General features: G+C 47.5%; 18 protein-coding genes. 8 read left to right on the top strand and 10 right to left on the bottom strand.

Annotation, left to right across the window (positions count from 1 at the left end; all coding sequences use genetic code 11):
- Positions 1-121: 121 nt before the first annotated feature.
- From cfa to LPA26_RS12025, 3 genes are all read right to left on the bottom strand, one after another.
- Positions 122-1,294, bottom strand: a complete 1,173-nt coding sequence (gene cfa / locus LPA26_RS12035; protein WP_229008530.1) for a cyclopropane fatty acyl phospholipid synthase — start codon at positions 1,292-1,294, stop codon at positions 122-124.
- 146 nt (positions 1,295-1,440) lie between these two features.
- Entirely contained in the window at positions 1,441-2,370 is a 930-nt protein-coding gene (locus LPA26_RS12030) for an AEC family transporter (RefSeq protein WP_229008529.1), read from the bottom strand.
- A 30-nt stretch (positions 2,371-2,400) separates the two neighbouring features.
- Complete coding sequence (locus tag LPA26_RS12025; RefSeq protein WP_229008528.1) at positions 2,401-3,135, bottom strand: 16S rRNA (uracil(1498)-N(3))-methyltransferase; 735 nt, start codon at positions 3,133-3,135, stop codon at positions 2,401-2,403.
- A gap of 261 nt (positions 3,136-3,396) precedes the next feature.
- On the opposite strand from LPA26_RS12025, the gene LPA26_RS12020 reads away from it, so the two are divergent.
- Positions 3,397-3,948, top strand: coding sequence for a thioredoxin family protein (locus LPA26_RS12020; RefSeq protein WP_229008527.1), 552 nt, complete (start codon positions 3,397-3,399; stop codon positions 3,946-3,948).
- Positions 3,949-4,086: 138 nt separating this feature from the next.
- Here LPA26_RS12020 and LPA26_RS12015 read toward each other — a convergent pair whose 3' ends face one another.
- From LPA26_RS12015 to LPA26_RS12005, 3 genes are all read right to left on the bottom strand, one after another.
- Positions 4,087-5,595, bottom strand: a complete 1,509-nt coding sequence (locus LPA26_RS12015; RefSeq protein ID WP_229008526.1) for a PEP-CTERM sorting domain-containing protein — start codon at positions 5,593-5,595, stop codon at positions 4,087-4,089.
- 133 nt (positions 5,596-5,728) lie between these two features.
- Entirely contained in the window at positions 5,729-7,612 is a 1,884-nt protein-coding gene (locus LPA26_RS12010) for an ATP-binding protein (RefSeq protein WP_229008525.1), read from the bottom strand.
- Positions 7,609-8,868 carry a transporter gene (locus LPA26_RS12005; RefSeq protein WP_229008524.1) on the bottom strand — a complete coding sequence of 420 codons (1,260 nt, stop codon included), beginning with the start codon at positions 8,866-8,868 and terminating at the stop codon, positions 7,609-7,611. Before LPA26_RS12005 ends, LPA26_RS12010 begins: the two co-directional genes overlap by 4 nt.
- Positions 8,869-8,992: 124 nt before the next feature.
- Here LPA26_RS12005 and LPA26_RS12000 point away from each other — a divergent pair, with 124 nt between their 5' ends.
- Positions 8,993-9,625 carry a response regulator transcription factor gene (locus LPA26_RS12000; protein ID WP_229008523.1) on the top strand — a complete coding sequence of 211 codons (633 nt, stop codon included), beginning with the start codon at positions 8,993-8,995 and terminating at the stop codon, positions 9,623-9,625.
- A gap of 114 nt (positions 9,626-9,739) precedes the next feature.
- Entirely contained in the window at positions 9,740-10,753 is a 1,014-nt protein-coding gene (locus tag LPA26_RS11995; protein WP_229008522.1) for a Gfo/Idh/MocA family protein, read from the top strand.
- 60 nt (positions 10,754-10,813) lie between these two features.
- Here the strand turns inward: LPA26_RS11995 and fae are convergent, their stop codons facing one another.
- Positions 10,814-11,365 (bottom strand): formaldehyde-activating enzyme, encoded by a 552-nt coding sequence (gene fae / locus LPA26_RS11990; protein ID WP_055828134.1) that lies wholly within the window; start codon positions 11,363-11,365, stop codon positions 10,814-10,816.
- A gap of 272 nt (positions 11,366-11,637) precedes the next feature.
- Between fae and tkt the strand changes: the two genes are divergently transcribed.
- Positions 11,638-13,620 (top strand): transketolase, encoded by a 1,983-nt coding sequence (gene tkt / locus LPA26_RS11985; protein WP_055828131.1) that lies wholly within the window; start codon positions 11,638-11,640, stop codon positions 13,618-13,620.
- Between the two features lie 196 nt (positions 13,621-13,816).
- On the opposite strand, the gene LPA26_RS11980 is transcribed toward tkt, so the two are convergent.
- A complete protein-coding gene (locus LPA26_RS11980) occupies positions 13,817-14,677 on the bottom strand; it encodes a transglutaminase family protein (protein ID WP_229008521.1) in 861 nt (286 codons plus the stop codon).
- 20 nt (positions 14,678-14,697) lie between these two features.
- Positions 14,698-15,495 carry a transglutaminase family protein gene (locus LPA26_RS11975; RefSeq protein WP_055869853.1) on the bottom strand — a complete coding sequence of 266 codons (798 nt, stop codon included), beginning with the start codon at positions 15,493-15,495 and terminating at the stop codon, positions 14,698-14,700.
- Positions 15,496-15,778: 283 nt separating this feature from the next.
- On the opposite strand from LPA26_RS11975, the gene LPA26_RS11970 reads away from it, so the two are divergent.
- Together LPA26_RS11970 and LPA26_RS11965 are read left to right on the top strand one after the other, a co-directional pair.
- A complete protein-coding gene (locus tag LPA26_RS11970) occupies positions 15,779-16,651 on the top strand; it encodes a PA4780 family RIO1-like protein kinase (RefSeq protein WP_229008520.1) in 873 nt (290 codons plus the stop codon).
- Between the two features lie 159 nt (positions 16,652-16,810).
- On the top strand, positions 16,811-17,146 hold the full coding sequence (locus LPA26_RS11965; protein ID WP_055869858.1) for a zinc ribbon domain-containing protein YjdM: 336 nt from the start codon (positions 16,811-16,813) through the stop codon (positions 17,144-17,146).
- A gap of 90 nt (positions 17,147-17,236) precedes the next feature.
- Here the strand turns inward: LPA26_RS11965 and LPA26_RS11960 are convergent, their stop codons facing one another.
- Positions 17,237-19,402, bottom strand: coding sequence for an AAA family ATPase (locus tag LPA26_RS11960; protein ID WP_229008519.1), 2,166 nt, complete (start codon positions 19,400-19,402; stop codon positions 17,237-17,239).
- Positions 19,403-19,621: 219 nt separating this feature from the next.
- Here LPA26_RS11960 and LPA26_RS11955 point away from each other — a divergent pair, with 219 nt between their 5' ends.
- A complete protein-coding gene (locus tag LPA26_RS11955; protein WP_055828113.1) occupies positions 19,622-19,801 on the top strand; it encodes a hypothetical protein in 180 nt (59 codons plus the stop codon).
- A gap of 62 nt (positions 19,802-19,863) precedes the next feature.
- Entirely contained in the window at positions 19,864-20,139 is a 276-nt protein-coding gene (locus tag LPA26_RS11950) for a hypothetical protein (RefSeq protein ID WP_229008518.1), read from the top strand.
- Positions 20,140-20,186: the final 47 nt, after the last annotated feature.

Genomic DNA, 20,186 nt, shown 5'->3' with positions numbered 1-20,186 from the left:
ATTAATTTGCAAAACAATAAATCAATATAGATTTTTATGCAAATTAAACATAAAAATTCGGCTGGTGCTACTTAATGGGGTCGTCATGTTAAATATGCCAGGAGGAGGCACCACGGTTACATCAACTTGTAGTGCCGGGACGTACCGAGCGGTAAATCCGGTTACTCTGCCGCTTGCTCAATACCAGTTGCCATAGTTGGCCCTGCCGCGAACGGAAATAACCTGCACAACACATCAGGTAATATTTCCACATGCGGTAAAAACTCTCATCATATTTAAACTGTAATTCAGGCCAGGCTCGGCTGAATTTATCCCACCAGGCCATCAGTGTGCGGTCATAGTCGGGGCCGAAATTATGCCAGTCTTCAATCAGGAATTTCTTCTCAATCGCGCTGCTTATTTCGACGGCGGAAGGCAATTTGCCATTGGGGAAAATATAACGGTCTATCCAGGCATCGGTATACAGCGCAGTTTTGTGATTGCCAATAGTGTGCAGCAAAAACAGCCCGTTATCATTTAATAAACGATGCACGGTTTCAAAATAAACCGGGTAATTTTTCGGGCCTACGTGTTCAAACATACCTACGGAAACAATTTTGTCGAATTGCCCTTCCAGCTCTCGGTAATCCTGCAAGCGGATCTCGACAGGTAATCCTGCGCAGCGTTCTTTGGCAATGGTTTGCTGTTCTACTGATACGGTAATGCCGAGCACTTCTACGCCGTAGTGTTGTGCCATATGTTTGGCAAGGCCGCCCCAGCCACAGCCAATTTCAAGTACACGTTCTCCGGGTTGTAAGTCCAGTTTGCGGCATATCATATCCAGTTTGTGCGTCTGCGCTTCTTCCAGCGTCTGCGCATGTTCCCAATAGGCGCACGAGTAACTCATGCTGGAATCCAGCATCGCTTCGAATACATCGTTGCCAATATCGTAATGGTGTTGCGCGACCTGGAAAGCGCGGTTTGGTGCCTGCAGGTTGAAGAGTGTATGGCGCAGAATATCGCCAAGGAGTTGCAGCTTGCCCCAGCCGCCCAATTCTTCATCAATATCCGCGCGCATCACGCGGGTGAAAAACTCATCCAGGCGGGGGCAGTCCCAGCGGCCTTCAATATACGCCTGTCCAAACCCTAGTGTGCCTCGGGTCAGCACATCGCGATAGACGGTTTCATCATAAACCTGCACATCCCATGGCGCGTTGCCATTGATCGTGATGCCAGTTTCATCCAGTAACCTGACCAAAGTCTCCGGTGGCGAGGGCGGGCGTTCGATAAAATGATTAAAAGTAGTTTTTGGCATCGCGGTAAAACTCCTCCAAAACGCATAAAAATCACAAAGGACTCAGGCACATATTAAGCAGTAGATGAAAGCCTGAAAACTCGTTATATAACGTAACAAGATTGACCAGGGATTGTGCGATTTGTTCTAACTGCGGCAGATGACCATTAATGGGAGAGAAACTGAAACCACACAGGCAGGGTGAACATACTTAATAGCGTGGTAAAGAACACGGCGGCTGCATACAGCGCACCATCTAAATGGTAGCGCTCGCAGATGATCACACCAAATACCATGGTCGGCATGGCGCTTAATAAAGTGACGGCTGTCAGCGTATGCCCGCCAAGCCCCAGGCGTTCTGCCACAAGCATGGCGGTGAGGGGCGCAACCACTAGGCCGATGAGGCACAGCGGTAACAGTTTAGGGATAAGTGCAAACTTGAAGGTATCCCAACGGATGCTCATGCCCAGTGCAATCAGCATCAGGGGGACTACCCCACCAGCCAGTGTGTGCAAGGCATGGCCTATCATTTCAGGTTGCGGTACTTGCGCCAGATTGAGGATACAGGCGAGCAGCAGTGCCCACAATGGCGGTACGCGTAGCAGTTCTCTGAGTGGATTTGAACGAGGTTCTGCCTTGCCATAGGCTTGCGCCATCAACATGCCTACTGATAATAAAATCGGTGTGCAGGCGAACAAGTCAAATTTGAGTACCATTTCCTGTGCCCAGTCACCCAATACTTCGCTAGTCACTGGTAACCCTAGATAGGTTGCATTAGGAAACGTGGCTGCCAGCATCAATGCGCCTTCTTGTGCACGCGAAAGAGGTTTAAAGCGATTGTATACTTGCAAGGTTATCCACATTAAACCTGCTGCTGTGGCTAACCGGGTGATGGCTGTAAGCTGGATACTGAATGTGTCGGCATCCAATGGTGCCTGCCACAGGACATCGATGACTAAAGCAGGCAGCAGGATATAAAACACCAGGTCTGTCAGTGCTCTGCGATGGGAAGTCGCGGAAATATGGTCAGGCGAAAATCGCTGCCAGGCGATGCCGGCCACAATCAGCAGAGCCATTTGCAGCATAACGTTAAACATGGGTAATCACTTTCGTATCCCCAGCATTTCCTAAAAGTCACCCCAAAGCGTTTGCATGCTGGAAATTGCAGTCAGGGCCGCAGTTTCGGTGCGCAAGATTCTTGGCCCCAGCACTATCGATTGAAAGTTATTCTGGTTGGCTAGCTCAATCTCGCCAGGGCTTAAGCCACCTTCAGGACCAATCAGGAGATGAATCTGGTTTTCCGGTTTTGTTAATTGGGCCAAAGTTTTTGCCGCAACCGGGTTGAGCAACAAATTCAGGCTTTGCTGGGTATCGTGCTGGCTCAGCCATTGCACGAGAGTAAGCGGAAAATGAATTTTAGGTAACACTGCGCGCCCGCTTTGTTCGCAAGCAGCTATCGCCACGCCTTGCCAATGCTCGACCCGTTTCTCGGCGCGGTCGCCACTCAGCTTGGTGACACTACGTTCTGTGCTTAACGGGAAGATTTCAGTCACCCCAAGCTCAACCGCCTTCTGGATGGTGTAGTCCATACGATCGCCGCTGGAAATCCCCTGCAACAGCCGCATATTGAGTGGCGATTCATTGTTGATTTTTTGCTGGCTCAGCACTTCTACACTAGCAGTTTTCTTTTCCACACTCACCAGCGCACATTGGTAATCAACGCCGTCGCCACAAAACAAAGTGAGCGTATCCCCCACTTTTAAACGCATCACACGCGTAGCATGTGCCGCTGCATTTTCACTCAGTGCAACGATCACACCGATGGTCAGCGGGCTAGGGCTATAAAATCTTAAATTGCTCATGTCAGGCATTGTAACCAAAATGCCGAAGGCTGACTTCAGTGTTCCGCATTAAGTATTGGCATTCACCTGCAAGCCTTAATCACGTACCATAGGGCCTTAATTGTGATAAACGCCAGAGAATAAAGATGGCGAATATTAGCCCACCTGGCTGTGATTTTGGCGAAAGCCGCTTTGCTTAACATCGGTTTCACCGAGTTAGCCTTCGCCGGAATTGCACAAAGTTATATAGTGACGGTCTAGAAAGTTTTTGAAAGGAATCACATGGCTAGCATCAATCCCCCAGCTTGCAATTTTGGCTGGAAAGCGCCTGAATTTAACCTGCCGGACGTCAACGGCAATCTGGTAAACCTGCAGGAAAGTATGGGCCCCAAAGGCCTGCTGGTCATGTTCATTTGCAATCACTGCCCCTATGTCAAAGCGATCCTGCCGCGCCTGATCAAAGATGTTGAAGAGTTGAAAACCCTGGGTATCAACACGGTCGCCATCATGTCAAACGATCCTTCCGATTACCCGGAAGACAGCCCTGAAAACATGAAAAAAATCGCAGAAGCGCTGGCATTTCCGTTTCCATATCTTTTGGATGAAACACAGCAGATTGCCAAAAATTATGATGCGGTTTGCACTCCGGACTTCTTTGGCTTTAATAAAAACTTTGAGCTGCAATACCGTGGACGGTTTGATGAAAGCCGCAAGGAGACAGCACCGGAAAGCACACGCGATTTATTCAGGGCAATGAGGCAGGTCAGTCAAACCGGGCATGGGCCTAAAGATCAGGTACAGAGCATCGGTTGTTCTATTAAGTGGAAAGAGTAATGTTTCGATACGCTTGCAAATGCAGCGTTACCCGGATTGTTAGTGAGAGGAAAGCTGCAAACGTTAAGCAGGCACTTGCGGCCTGCTTAACGTTTGCTTGAGGTGAATACAACCAGTTTATTATTATTAGTTTGAGTGTCAGTTACTCTTTTTCATACGCCCGATCAGCACCAGGCCAAACAATAGCAGGCACCATGCACTGGGCTCTGGTACGGGTGTGACGGCCCAACTGGCAACGACTAACAATTGATTGTTGTAGAAGTTGTTTAATTGCAGTCGAGAGGCCGTCTGGCTACCGCTCAAATAAAATAGTTCGTCACTGTATATTTCACCGACATATTGTTCATCTCCCAGACGAATCTGGGTGCCATCAGCATTACCGCCAAGGACGGTGACGCCATCCTCTGCACCTTCCAGAAAGGCTATCCTGTCGAAACTGTAAGCGGTGCGCCACAGTGCATAGCGATCTGCAGCGGCGAGTTCAATTTCCCCCCGGCCATTGCTGGCACCCAAGTAAAACACTGACATCGTCGCGCCATTGAGTCCAAGCAGTGAACCGTCAAACGATAATAGCGGGGCTGAACCAGTCGATGGGTTACTCAACGCATTGTCAACGCCAGCCACAAAACTGGCATCATCTGCGCCATTCAGCAACATGCGCAATACTTCGACTTCTGCGGCTACATTTTGGTTAGAGAAAGTTTCACTGTTGCTTCCCGCCAGGCTGCGTCCCAAAGCGGGTTCAGCCGTTGCAGCTACATTCCACAGTTGCCGTGTGAGTGCGAATTCAGAGCTAAAGCTGGCGCCAACTGCGTTGCCAGTCGTTAATATGGTTGCACCGTCGCGGGCAATAGCGAGTAAACGGTGGGCTGCTTCCAATTCAGGTGTTTTGCTTACTTGCAGATTGTTGGCGACTGCCACGTCTGTCAAACTGCCATTGCGCAGTGACTGAATGTCGTTAGCGGCGGCACCCCAACGCTGATTGCCTGTGGTACCAGAAGTCGCCACCAGTGCATCATGCACATACTGGGTTGATGATTTGGCGGTAAACAGTGCATTCACCTGCAAGGAGCCGTTTAAGTGAACCTTGCCATAATTAAGTGTGTAATTCTCTGTCAGCGGTGTCACTGCCGTAATGCTGGATTGCAAGCGAATCGGTGTGAGTAATTTGGTTGAGTCTATGGCCAGGTTAAACGTTTGCGTACTGTTTCTAACCGTACTAAATGCTTCATTACTAGTGCATTGCAGTGTGGTGTTCTTGCAAAACCAGGTAGCGCCAATATTGAGTGAGGCAGCATCAGGTAGCAATCCACCACTGGCTGTTGCACTGCCACTGACTTGAAAAAGGTTTCGATCTTCAGCCGGGAGCGTGGTGACGCCGGGGTCAATGATAGAAACGCTGTGGTTCGCGTTAAAAACAAACACTGCGTTGCCGCTACTAAAAGTGCCTAAACGATTATTCAGCAAGCGCGCGTTTACTTTTGCCGCATCCAGCGTGATTAACTTGTCTATGCCATCACTGAAATCGGCTGTTTCATTGAAGGATAACTGGATGTTTGCTGCAATTTCGCTGGCACTGACTGAGAGTGGGTTTAACAGGCTTAATGCAACCCCCAATAGTGATATGCCACGTGTTGTGAAATTCATGTTGCCTTCCTCTCTCAAAAGTAACCATTAGCATTTTTCTAAGTTGCAATAAGACTACCGGAGGGTGAGGCTAACGGGTACCCCGAGAACGGGGGGTAACGCATTAAGGGTATGAACTGCTTTGTTGTGAGAACTAGGCTGATTGACGTGAGATCAGTTGCCAGGGCAAGTACAGACTTAGCTTTAAGCCGCCACTGGTACTAGGTGCGAAGTGCACTTCACCACCAAGCAAGGCTGCACGTTTCTGAATATTGCTTAAACCCCGACCCGCCGATTTATCGCTGTTTGGAGCCAAACCAACCCCATTATCCTGAATTTGCAACAACAAGTGTTGTGTGGTTTGTTGCAAGGTGACGCTGACCTTGGTTGCTTGCGCATGGCGGATCACATTGGAGATCGCCTCACGGATGATCCGGCCCAGGTTCAGAGCCTGCGGTTGCGTTAGCTGCAAACTGTCGTCTTCAATCTGGTTATCCCAAACCAGTTGAATCTGTACATCACCAAGCCGTTTTTCGCACTCGATGCGGTAATCGGCCATGATGTCATTCAGCGCGCTGCTTTCATCGCCCGCGCGTGACACGACATCGCGTAAATCCTGTAGTGCTGAACGTGCCAGCTCGGCATTATTCGGGTTTTGCGCCCTGTAGACCAGCGTCAACAGTTTGGCGCCCAGGTCGTCGTGCAAATCCTGGTAGATACGTTCGCGCTCTTCTAGCGTAGCCTGTTCTTTAAGGATAGTTTGCAGTTGCTGGAAGTTATCGTTGAGCTCCTGGTGTTTGGAAACCACGCGCTGTTCCAGTTCCTGGTTCAGTTGCTCATAGTTGTTGAGCGCACCAACGTACCGTGAAGTCATCATCAGGCCGACAATCAGGAAAAGCACCGGTGCTGAAAACTGCATCAGGTATTCTTCTTCAGTAATCAGCCAGGCATTGATACCGGGGACATTGGTATGAATCAACCAGTCATGAAACGCAAACAGCAGGATAATGCTCAGCGTCAGCAACAATAATTTGGCATCTTTGTTGCGGTGTACAAAGCCGGTTTTTGCCAGCAAGGCCAACCCGAAAATCACCACTATCATGGTAATCAAATGCCAGAAGTCGGTAGCCAGCATAAAGTAATTTGCTGGCGTCAGTAGCAATGTCACCGGTGCTAAAATCAAAATCCACCATAGCAACTGATTAAACCGTTTTAAGCGGATGCCGACAAAGTCGAGCAGCGAAATCAGCCACAAGGTGGCGATGGCCTGGAAGCTGGCATTGACCAGTATCTCCCACAGTGCAGTGGGAAGCGGTACAGTAATGATGTAAAAATTAAGCGATTGCAGTGCCCAGACAAACGCCGCAAGCCCAAACAGGCCGTAGGCCGTGTCCTGTTTTCTGCGCCACCACAGGCTGAGCATCAACATTCCGATGCCGATAATCAGCAGGCTGGAGGTCTGATTGAGCGTGATGCGGATAAACCGGGCTTTCTCATATTCCGGCTGCAAGGTATGCAGCAGGTTGATCTTTGGCGGGTAGAGCATGCCCTGCGAGTTCTGCGGTGCAATCACCCGGATATACAGCGTGTTATTTGTCGCTTTCAAGGTGTCGGGCGGAATGGTGAATAACAGCGGGCGGTTCCAGTTACGCGAAATGGGTTCGGTGAATGAGCCACCGGAGCCTATCTTCTTGCCATTCAGGTAAGCCTCGGCATTCAGGCTCATGCGTGAAAGGTACAAGGCGTAAATTTCATGTGCATTCAGGCCTGGGTAATCAAACTGAAAGCGGTACCAGCCCGTGCCGAATGTATCAGGGTGCGTCAGCTTCCAGATATCCGGCAAGCTGGTCGATGACCAGGCCGGCTGTGTTGAAGGTGGTGTTTCACTGGCGCTGAGGACAAATGATCCCTGGCTTATTTCTATCCCTTGAGTATTCGCTGCTGCGACATTAGCCAGAGCGGCATTTATACAAAGCAAAAAGCCTGGCAAACAGCCAAGTATGAATATCCAGGATTGAAATGGCGTGCGCTTTTTCATTTAAACAGGGTGATCACTTGCAGGTAAATATCCTGCACATCAACAAAGTTACGGCCGCCATAGGTATCCTGGAATTCCAGTTTCACGATCACCGGCAAAGGCAGTTTACCCTGTTGCCAGGCTTGTACACCACTCCAGGTTGCGCTGATGCGATATTGATCTGCCCGCCTGTCGGTATAAACCTCCAGTGCTGAAGTGTCAGTACCAAAACGGGAGCTGTAGTCATCCGATTTTTTCTCAAAGCGATGCCAGGTCGTGGCAAAGCGCCAGTTGGTCCAGCGATAGCCTAATTCAATATCCGCCTCGTAATAATCACCCAGGTCACGCTCCAGTTTTTGTTTGGAGCTGGCCAGCGCCAACCCCTGGCTAGTCGCCGGAATCCGCATGCGGGCTTTGTCTGAAAACTGCCAGTTGTAATCGGCCAGCAAGCGCAAATCAAAGTTAGCGCCGAGATCATAAAAGTATTCGGCCCGCGTGCGGATGTCGGTGCTGCCATCACCCAATGGCGTATCCAGCAAGTTGTCCGGATCTTGTTTCTTTGCCAGGCCCATACGCAATCCAAGCCCGAGAATCAGGCTTTCGCCTGGCGATTTCATGGCACGCCACAATACGCCTAAGGTCGGATCACTAAACCCTTCGTTGCGTGTGTCTTTAAGTGCTTTGTATTGATAACCGAAAGCCGGATTGGTCAGAATGTTTTGCACCCCCGCAGCTCCCATGGCCGGAATGCCCCCACCTGCCGGGGCAAATGGGAAGTTGCCAGCCCCTATCGGCTGGTTGGCATTGAACGCCGGGTTAAAGCCTACGTTGCCACCATCGACGTTGAAATTTACCCGTGATTGCGTCACGCCATAAGGAATAATTGCGCCCACGGTCAGGTCGGGTGTCAGGCCATAGCCTATGGTCAAAATGCTGATCCGGTTATCGGTTTTATGATCGAATCGCGTGGTGCCTAATGAGGCGCCGGGTCCCAGTGCCGCGAGCGCCGGAAACATACTGGCATCCAGGTTCAGGTTGTTAAAGCTACTGCCCAATGGGGATAAGTGGCCACGGTCATCATAACGCTCATCGAAATGGCTGCTGCGTTGCTCAAAGCGGATCGCCCAGCTGCTTTCGGGTGCCATGGTATCCAGCGCGAAATAGGATGCTGTGGGAATATTCTCGCCAGCCGTCGTATCGGTTACCGCGAATGAAGATGCCAGTAGCATCAGCCAAGCGGTCGGATGACTCTTAGAAATGGGCAAAAGATCCATCATAGTGCTTTGAAGTACTCTTTATTCTTTTTGTGGTGTTTGATACCCCTGTTTGCGGGGAGTGTATTCTTTATAAATTCGTATATAGTCACTCATATTACTTTGAGCGCATACGCACTAACCACCAATGAAAACTGCTTTCATACTTGAAGATACGCCGGAGTCACAACTGTGGTTATCAGAAGTATTACACAATAGCTTTCCGGGGATTGCGATTAGTTCTGCAAATAATATCGCACAAGCCATTGCTTTGGTGTCTACCAGTCTGCCGATTGATATCGCACTCATAGATTTAAGTCTGCCAGATGGCAGTGGGATCACAGTGATTGAATGGTTCAACCGGCACTCGCCCCATACTATTTGCGTGGTTGCCAGCATTTTCGACGACGATAGACATATTTTCCCGGCATTACGCGCCGGTGCGCATGGCTATTTGCTGAAAGACCAGCCACAAGCTGCGCTGGTGCATGCGTTGAATGGCATTGTGACCGGGCAGCCGCCGTTATCACCCGCGATCGCCAGAAAGCTGCTGCGGCATTTTCATGAACCCTATAGTTTGCAGCCACAAGAATCACTCACCGAACGTGAAAAGGAAGTGCTGTCGATTATTGCCAAAGGCATGACCATGGCCGAAACCGCCAGTATGCTTGGCCTCAAGCGCAACACCATTGCCGGTTATGTCAAAGAAATCTACCGCAAGTTAAATGTATCCTCCAGGGCTGAAGCCGCTATCACTGCGCAGAAAATGGGTCTGATTTAAGATTGCAATGGCACTAACGCTAGCCGGCTTTTGTCTTCCATTCATAAGCGTTAAATATCCCGCCATTTTTTGCGGGGTATAATCAGCCAAAATTAGCAGACAGGAAAGATACCTATGACTACAAAACTCAAATGGGGCATTTTAGGTGCCGCCCGTGTCAATGAGCGCTTATTGCCGGCCATTGTTGAAGCCTCAAATTCGCAACTGGTAGCCATTGGCAGTCGCCGTCCGGGCGCAGCAAAAGCTATCCTGGATAAATATGCGCCGAATACTGACGGCGTGACCTGTTACGACGATATGCAAAGCCTGATCACTGATCGCAATGTGCAGGCGATTTATTGCCCGATGGCAAATGAAGAGCATGCCGAATGGGCGTTGAAAGCGATTGAAGCTGGCAAGCATATCCTGATCGAAAAACCGATGGCGACCAGCCTGGCGGATATCATCAGCATTGAAGCAGCGGCTAAAGCCAACGGTGTGACCGTGATGGAGGGCTTTATGTACCGCTTTCATCCACAGCATGCCAAAGTGAAAGCGTTGATCGACTCAGGATTGATTGGCGATGTGCTCTCTTGCCGCGCCAGTTTTTCTTTCCTGATGGCACCCGCCCGCATGTACCGCATTACGCGTGATATGGCGCATGGGGGAGGTGCGATGTGGGATATCGGGCCTTATGCCATTCACGCCCTGCGCTGGTGTTTCGAGAGAAATGGCGAGCCTGCCGAGCCGGTGAATGTCGTTGCCTATGGCAAGTTGAATGAACATGGCGCCGATGTGGTGGCGAGCGGTATTCTTGATTTCGGGCACGATACCCATGGCCGCGCGCGTTACGGTCACTTTGATGTGAGCTTCGAGCGCGGGCGCAAAGCCGAATATGAAATTATCGGTGATAAAGGCTGGATCAGATGCCACAATATGTGGAGCTATCCAGTGGATGATCCTGTGATCAGCTGGGAAGCGGGCGGCAAGTCAGAAACCATCGTATTGCCCAAAGCCAATCACTTCAATCTCGAAATCGAGCATTTTGGTGACTGTGTGCTGAACGGCAAAGCACCGTTGCTGACGTTTGCGGATGCCAAGGGCAATTGCAGGGCGATTGAAATGGTAATTTCAGCATTGACCAAATAAAAAGCGCGGACACAAAAAAAGGATGCTCAGGCATCCTTTTTCTTTTTGCAGCATGGGAGGCTAAATTTTATTGTCCAGGCCCATCTGGTAATACTTATGCACAATTTTCTCTTGGTTTTCCAGCAACCAGTCTATGCTGGGCTCATTGCGCAAGGCTTTTTGAATTGCCTTGAAAGTCGCTTCACGGTGAATATCAAACAAGGCTTTATGGTCAATTTTGTCTTGTTCCAGGATTGCCGGGCTTAGCCAGACAGAAACAATAATGCCGAGGTCGTTGGCTTTTTCCTTGGGGATATCGCCGCTGCGGACCGCATCCAGCACGCCGTTGGCGATCGCGCCTTGTACCGTGCCCATCAGAATATTGGTGTAACGCGGGTCTTTTACCGTCACCTTGCTCACCATCAACGTCGCCGGGCGTACCATGATGTCAGTGTTCATGATTGCCAGCACACGGGTGTGACCTTTGACCTGGTCACCCAATAAGTTGGCAAATGCAGTCCCCATAGGGCCGTTCATCTCGCCAATAGCGACTTCGGGTTCTGCTGCCGTTCCGGGTGGGCCGCCAGCAACCAGGGCTTCACCAACACGCATAATGATTCTATCGTCAGACATCTACATACTCCTTTGTGATCAATGTTTTTTTACATGGTAGGGGAAAACGCCAGGCATGGCTATCGCGGACATTGAATTAGCAGGTTTTTGATTTCACTGCTACCGCTTGCCACGATAATTAAATACTCATTAACCCTTGATGAAAAACGGGTTCTAAGGAATAATCTACCCTTTCCGTAAAAGGGCTGGTTTCTCGCCTTTTTTAAAGAATTCAATCAAGGTTTTGCAGCTTTTTGTGTAAGACCGCTCTTATTTTCATTTGGGAGAAAACAATGGCAACACGTGTCGACTTGTGCAACGCTATTCGTGCTTTGAGCATGGATGCTGTACAAAAAGCAAACTCCGGTCACCCAGGCGCTCCTATGGGCATGGCGGAAATTGCTGAAGTGGTTTGGAACCACAATTTGAGCCACAATCCTACAAATCCACAATGGGCTAACCGTGACCGCTTCGTGTTGTCAAACGGCCATGGCTCAATGCTGATTTATTCATTGCTGCACCTGACAGGTTACGATTTAGGTATCGAAGATATCAAGACTTTCCGTCAATTGCACTCACGCTGTGCTGGTCACCCGGAATTCGGCTACGCACCAGGCATTGAAACCACTACCGGTCCATTGGGCCAGGGTATCGCTAACGCTGTTGGTTTTGCAATGGCTGAAAAACTGCTGGCTAACCAGTTCAACAAGCCAGGCCACGACATCGTTGACCACTACACTTACGTGTTCCTGGGCGACGGTTGTATGATGGAAGGTGTTTCTCACGAAGCATGTGCACTGGCTGGTACCTGGGGCCTGGGCAAACTGGTTGCTTTCTGGGATGACAACGGTATTTCTATCGACGGTCACATCGAAGGCTGGTACACAGACGACACAGCAGGCCGTTTCAAAGCTTACGGCTGGCACGTTGTTTCAGTAGATGGTCACGACCAGGACGCGATTCAAAAAGCAATCGATGAAGCGAAAAAAGTCACTGACAAGCCTTCATTGATCTGCTGTAAAACAATCATCGGTAAAGGTTCACCAAACAAATCCGGTTCACACGACTGCCACGGTTCCGCACTGGGCGACGCAGAAGTTGCTGCAACACGTGCTGAAATCGGCTGGGCACACGAGCCATTCGTGATTCCTGCTGACGTTTACGCTGGTTGGGATCAAAAAGTGAAGGGTGCCAAGCGCGAAGCTGACTGGAATGATAAATTCGCAGCTTACGAAAAAGCATTCCCGGCTGAAGCTGCAGAGTTCAAGCGTCGTATGAACAACGAGCTGCCAGCTAACTGGAAAGCAGAAACAGACAAAATCATCGCTGCCATCAACGAAAAAGCAGAAGGTGTTGCTTCACGTAAAGCTTCACAAAATGCAATCGGTGCCTTGGCGCCATTGTTGCCAGAATTCCTGGGCGGTTCAGCTGACTTGACTGGTTCTAACCTGACTTCAACTGGCAGCTTCGTACATGTAAACGCGAAAGAACCAGGTAACTACATCTCTTACGGTGTACGTGAATTCGGTATGGCTGCGATCATGAACGGTGTTGCACTGCACGGTGGCCTGTTGCCATTCGGCGGTACATTCCACATGTTCTCTGACTACATGAAGAACGGTATGCGTATGTCTGCGTTGATGCATCAACGTGTGATCTACGTGCTGACCCATGACTCTATCGGTCAAGGCGAAGACGGCCCAACTCACCAACCAGTTGAGAACACTTCTGGCTTGCGTTACATCCCACGTATGGATGTATGGCGTCCAGCTGATGCGACTGAAACTACCGTTGCATGGGTTGCTGCAGTTGAGAAGAAAGACGGCCCAACAAGCTTGGTTCTGTCTCGTCAAAACCTGCCAGGTATCAAACACGAAGCTAAAGACTTCGATGCAATCCGCAAGGGTGGCTACGTATTCTCCGACGTTGCTGGCGCACAAGTGATCATCATCGCTAACGGTTCCGAGCTGGATCTGGCTGTGAAAGCTGCTGCTGAGTTGAACGCTGCCGGTACTAAAGTACGTGTGGTTTCAATGCCATCTACTAACGTATTCGACCGCCAAGACCAGGCTTACAAAGACAGCGTTCTGACTCCAGGCGTTGTTCGCGTAGCGGTTGAAGCTGCTCACCCAGACTTCTGGCGTAAGTATGTAGGTTTAGAAGGTGCTGTGGTCGGTATCGACACATTCGGTGAGTCTGCTCCTGGCGGCGCACTGATGAAGCACTTCGGTTTCACAGTTGAAAACGTAGTCAACACCGTTAAATCAGTACTTTAATTGTTGACGAAGTTTCAGTGAAGGCTAACCTTTAGGTTATGCCGGAGCTAAAACGTAGTTGCTACTGTTAAATCTTTACTGTAATTAAACAGATTTGCAGTTTAAAAAACCGCTTCCTAGGAAGCGGTTTTTTTATTTGTATGGATAGCTGCGCAGATATTAATACTTCGGAATCAACCAAAGTAATGACTTATTTCTATGCGGTGAGTAAATTCACCTGCACATCCACCCGCAGTATGGGCTTCACATTGGGGCCGATAAAACTCCCCGCAACTGGAGGAACTGCTTCCGGGTTGCGAGACACGGCTACCGCGATATGGTGCGTCCCTGTGACAAGGCCAGAGGTTGGGTCAAACCCTTTCCAGCCAGTACCTGGTAAATAAACTTCTGCCCAGGCATGTGTTGTGGCATTGCCTGCCTCAGTGGCAGGCGCGTGCAGATAACCGCTGACAAAGCGGCTGGCAAGCCCCATTTTTCGGCAAGCTTCGATAAACAGGGTTGCATAATCCCGACAGGAGCCGCTGCCATATTGCAGGGTGGTAGCGGGCGTTTGTACACCCGCTGCCTCACGAGCCTGATAACGGAATTGCGTATAGATCGCCTGATTCAAGGTGGTTAGCAACTCAAACGTATTGCGCTGTCCATTCAGCAAACCAAGTTGCTGCAGCCATTGATTAACTTGAGGCTCGTCTTGTACAAACACCGGACGCTGAAACGCTGCCAGATCTGCCCATTCGGCTTCCGCATAAGAAAATGGATAGTTCACGGCATAACTCTCCATCCAGAAATCAAGCGGAGCCTCTTCGTAATGTTGTATCACCACTTCGCTAGCGATAGTCAGCTTGTCACTAGCCTGTGAAAAGTTGACAGTCGCCAACGAATTATCAAACACATCCCGCGACCATCGGATCTGATAAGCCGGCGATATGTTAAGAATCGAAGATTCGATACGCAAGTCGTGTCCTTCCCGCGGACGTATCAGCAAGCGATGTTGTTGCAGCGTCACCGGAGAAGAAAAAACATACTCGGTAAGATGTTTGATTTTAATACGTTTCAAGGTATCTATATCAGGTCACGTTAACCAGGAGCACCTGGAAGTTGGGTCATGCGTACTGACATCTCTTCAGGATACAATGCCGGACCAAACTGGGTAAAAATAGCCACATCGGCAGCATCGTGCCCATAGGCAACTGTTACACGGCCGCCGCGGGGAGAAGGTTGTGTAGGGTCAAAGGTATACCATCGACCATTCACATAAGCTTCAAACCAGGCATGGAAATCCATTGGTTGCAGCTCATACAAAAATCCCACCACCATCCGCGCCGGAATACACAAGCCACGACATAGGGCGATCCCCAGGTGCGCCAATTCGCGGCAGACACCTTCCCGCGCCTGGTTCACCTCCACCGCAGAGAGTTGATAGTGCGGAGAGTCTGTGTTGTAGTTGATATTTTGCCGAATCCATTGCTCTATCGCCATCACCTGGTCATAGCCTGGCTGCGCATTCGCCACTATCTGCTGGCCAAGATCAATCAACTTGTCCGATTCGCAATAACGCGAAGGCAACAGATAGGTGAGCACATCATCTGGCAGATTTTGCACATCATTAAACGGTGCGCCGGGGGCGGTATCTATCCCGTCCGCGGTTAAAATATCAGCAGAGGTACTAATACTAAATTTGCCTACAGGTGCCATCAGCCGCTGGCAAAGATTGCCATAAACATCGGTATACTCAACCACCGGCACGCTCGGGTTAAGGGTATAAGACTGTTGCGCGACCCATTGCTGCACACCGCTACGCGGTCGCAGCATCAAAATAAATGGGGTAGGGATGCTCACATTAAATGTGATGTCACATTCAGTACGTAGCCACATTGCGTGAATCCTTATGTGGTTTATTCAGTTTCATTCTAGCCTTCTTTGATAAACACTGCGCATCGTTTGAATTCAAGTGTATTGAACCCGCCAGTTACTCTCATGCCGTATTATCAGGAAACAGCCGTACAAATGCGTTCACCTGGATAATTTTTATATGGATAAATTGCTCATGACCTTTACATGACGCACATACGATTCAAAAAGTTCGCTTGATTTGCAAGACTTGCCCCGTTTTTTGCATTTAATGGTAGTCTGACCACACCTCTTATTAGCTAGCCTTATGAAAACCCCGCAAAGATTAGAACCCCTCATCGAAGACGGCATTATCGATGATGTCATCCGCCAGTTAATGAGCGGAAAAGAAGCCACCGTCTATGTAGTGCGCTGTGGTGAAGAAACCCGTTGCGCCAAGGTCTACAAAGAAGCCAACAAACGCAGCTTCCGCCAGAGTGTCGATTACACCGAAGGCCGCAAAGTCAAAAGCAGCCGTCAGGCGCGTGCCATGGCTAAAGGCTCCAAATATGGCAAACAGGCACAAGAAGAAGCCTGGCAAAGCGCAGAAGTGGATGCACTGTATCGGCTTGCCGCCGCCGGAGTCCGCGTACCAACCCCGTATCAATTCTACGAAGGTGTATTGATTATGGATTTAGTCGCCGACGCCGAAGGTAATGCCGCGCCCAGACTAAACGACATCGTGTTTAGCGCTGAAGAAGCTCGCCTGCATCATCAAACACTCCTCAAAGAAGTCGTGCGCATGCTGTGTGCCGGTATCGTGCACGGCGACCTTTCTGAATTCAACATTCTGCTGAGTGAAAGCGGACCGGTAATCATCGACTTACCGCAAGCGGTAGATGCCGCAGGCAACAACCACGCCATGAGTATGCTCGAACGCGATGTTCGCAACCTGGCTGATTTCTTCGGCCAATTTGCGCCTGAGTTACTCAACACAGAATATGGCAAAGAGATTTGGGCACTTTACGCGCATGGCGACCTTACCCTTGAAACAGAACTTACTGGCAGATTCAAGCAAGACAACACACCGGTAGATTTAAAAAGCGTAGTGCGCGTGATTGACGCCGTTCGCGATGAAGAGGCTGCCAAACAAATGCGCCTGGCAGAAGCAAAGGCGGCATTGCCAAAAGCAGGGCGATAATTGCTTATGAGTCGTTAGCTGTCAGTTACAAAACCGCCTTTTGCAGGCGGTTTTTCTTTGTTGGTTACTAATCACCTGGGCAAGTTTGATCAATAACAAAGTTATTCAATAATAACCCTGTAAAATATAGGTTTTGCTAATCGCCTCACGAAAGTTCTTATGTCCTACCCAGCCTGCCCGCAATGCCAATCTGAATACACCTATGAAGATGGTGACAACTACGTTTGCCCGGAATGCGCGCATGAATGGAGCAAGACAGCAGTGTCAGATTCAGAAGAAGCAAAAGTCATTCGCGATGCCAATGGCAACGTGCTGCAAGACGGCGACACGATTACCGTGATTAAAGACCTCAAAGTAAAAGGTTCTTCATCAGTGGTGAAGGTCGGCACTAAAGTGAAAAATATCCGCCTGGTGGATGGTGATCATGATATCGACTGCAAGATTGATGGTTTTGGTGCGATGAAGTTGAAATCGGAGTTTGTGAAGAAGGCTTAAATTCGTAAAAGATGGGCTGTAGAAAAAATAACCGCCTTTTGGTAGGCGGTTATTGGTAGTTTGACTGCGTTAATTTTTTGCTTATTAGGCCTAAATTTTAGACATTTCAATAAAGTGTTCTGAATAACCTGTTTTCTCAAAAACTAGTCTGAGCCCTTCTTTAAAGACGTCATAATTGAACTCTTTCATATCAATAATATTTTGCCCCAAAGAGTGTGACTCACGATTTACATAGCGATAGAACGCTTGATATTTATTATCTTGTAATTCATCTGATAGAAAAACATTGTTTAAATCTCTTTTCCGTACAAAATTAAAGAAGTATTCAATAATATTTCGCATGCAGTTGGCTATTAGAGCCGGAGGTTGAGTGGAATCATTAATTACATTCCAATATGCCTGATAGTCATTTTGGATTTCTTCGTATTTCATCTCCTCGATTTTGCTTCCATCACCAGATTTTGTTATGCGGAATAATTTTTGGTTCGCTTTTCTTCTCTCATGATATGGATCGGTTAACTCATAGAAAAAATATAAACTATGTGTTAAAACAAATACTTGAGAGAATTTTGAGTCTTTAAAGAATATTGTGCGAATTAGTTGACCAACGTTGAAAACGAATATATGGGATAAGCTTGATATCGGGTCATCAATAACAACTATCTTTTGAATATTGGTGTCTTCTGGATTAGCCTTACCTTTACAAAGTTCACAAAAGTACAGGAAACTAATCATCATTCTCTCTCCTTCACTTAATGTATGAAAAGCATCCGCTGGATCATCAGCCCTTACAACTCTATAAAGTCGATCAGTGTGTTTGAGAATTTTGAATCCATCAATACCAAGTTCTATTAAGTTGGTATTGATAGCTGTTACCGCTTCGTCAACATTTACAGTTTCTTTCTGAGCAAGTGCAATCTGCTCTTTCGCGTTAGCAATTGAAGAGTCGATAGTAGCAATCTCTTCACCTAAACTTGCAAGTTTGTTATTAATTAACTGACGATCAGTTTCCAATCGTGCCAATGTCTGATCGTATCGCCATCTCATTAGATTCCAGAAGTCATTTTTTAATGAATTAAGTGTGCTTTCTCGATTCTTAAGTTGCTCATTATGAGCATAAATATTGAGATTTATCAGGATGATTTGTTGGTTAAAATCCAACAAAAAAGAACTGGTGTCAGTTAAGGTCTGTGGTGACTTCGGAGCTTTTATTTTTAAATCTATTTTTTCAATATTGCTGCGCAATGTATCAATTATCTTTTGATATTTTATAGAGAGTGATTCTCTAAAATTAAGTGTGGCTGGATGGCTATTAAATACACTAATTTCCTCTAAATTATTCAGAGCAGTCAGATAGCTTGATTTGAGAGTTTCAAGCAACTCGATTTTTTGTTGATATGTAACATCAAAATATTCCTTTAGGCTTTCGGAAAATTTTGATGTGATGGTTTTTTGCTGACAAAATGGACATTCTGCTGATTCATCAACTTCTTCCGGTAAGTATGTCAGTCCTTGTTTTATCCAGTCTGCATTTCCAAGTTTCTCAATTAAGTCGGCAACTTCACTATCTGTATTACCGAGAATTGCACTGCCAAAAATACTGTCCGATTCGATATCCGCGCCTAGAAAATTTAGTATTGGTAGTATTGGCTGTTCAGTAGCACTTTTATCTTGTAACGTTTCAACTTCATCTTTAATAACTTGAATTGTTTTTGTTGGTTCATGGTCAGGTTTTTCTATCTTTTGGATGTATTCAAAGAGAGTTTCTTTTTTCCCCATCAGTCCATTAAGGCAGTATTCAAGAACACGATCGCCACCTGAGAATTTGGTTTTGATTGCCCATATGTTGTCTATTGCAGTTTGCTTTTGGGATTGAAACTCTTTGCTTACGCGCTCTTTTTCTTTTCGTTTTTCTTCAAGAAGGTGATTTTTCTGGTGAAGGATCTTTGTTGATACCGCAATTTTTTCTTCAGCTTCTTTATTTTCTTTTGATAGGCTAAAAATTCCTTTCAACTTATCCGCTTCATAAAAGGTATCTTTAACAAAACTTTGGTTATAAACCATTACTGGGTTCGTTTGGGCTGATACCCTGCTACACCCTACATATTTAGCGTCTTCTGGCTCATAGAAATATCCTGAAAAGGTTGATTTTCCCGTGCCATTGAGCCCATAAACTAAATTAATTTTTTTGTCAGTTATAAGTTTTGTTGAACTCTTAAAACTGGCAACTGCATTCATTTGAATTTCAGTAAGCATCAATAATCACCTCATTTGGAGTTTTAATTTTTGAATGACGTTGTTATTAAATTGATTGTAATGCACGTATTTATTGAATTGCTAGAAAGTCTATGAGTCTTCATTACGTTTTAGCCAATTTCCACTTTTCCTACACGGTTTTCAGCAACTGTCTGATACCAATATCCTTCTTAGAAACTATCATTTAATTGCTTATAAAAATTAAATTAAGGAGGCTGTATGTCATCGTTTGTACTCTATCTTATCGGTTTTGCTATTCTGATTGGCGGTATCGCATGGGCGTTGGTGGAAGCAGGTGTGCCGCATACATACATCATTATTGCTTCCGTGATTCTCACGGGTATTGGCATATTAAAAGCGGTGTCACACACCAGAACCAAAGATATTTCTCGCAACTAAGTAACTTCGTAGTTATCAAACAGGTTTAACCGCTGCAAAGTTAACTCTCTGAATCGAATGTAATGAACAATTTTAATAAAACAGATCTCCACCTTGATGGGTTGGAGATCGCTGGCTTGTATCTTGAAGATGTATTTTCTGTATGGGAACACTACGATAAAAACGCTAATAAGTATTTCACCGTTTTTATGATTAACAATTCCCGCATTACCGTGCCCGCTACTGAAGCCAACGTGGCTTTGCTTTATCAGGGCGGGCATCCGGTGTCTGAATTTGTGATTAACGACGGCGTTGTGGATGAGATTGAAGTCAAAAGAAACCATGGCGTGGCTATTTAAAGTCGCCCGACTTATCTTTAAGTCACCATATTGCTTTAAGTCACCCA

Source organism: Methylophilus sp. Leaf408 (assembly GCF_916856905.1).
Taxonomy (GTDB): Bacteria; Pseudomonadota; Gammaproteobacteria; order Burkholderiales; family Methylophilaceae; genus Methylophilus.
Note: the sequence above shows the minus strand (reverse complement) of the source record. Positions and strands in the feature narration are given on the sequence as shown.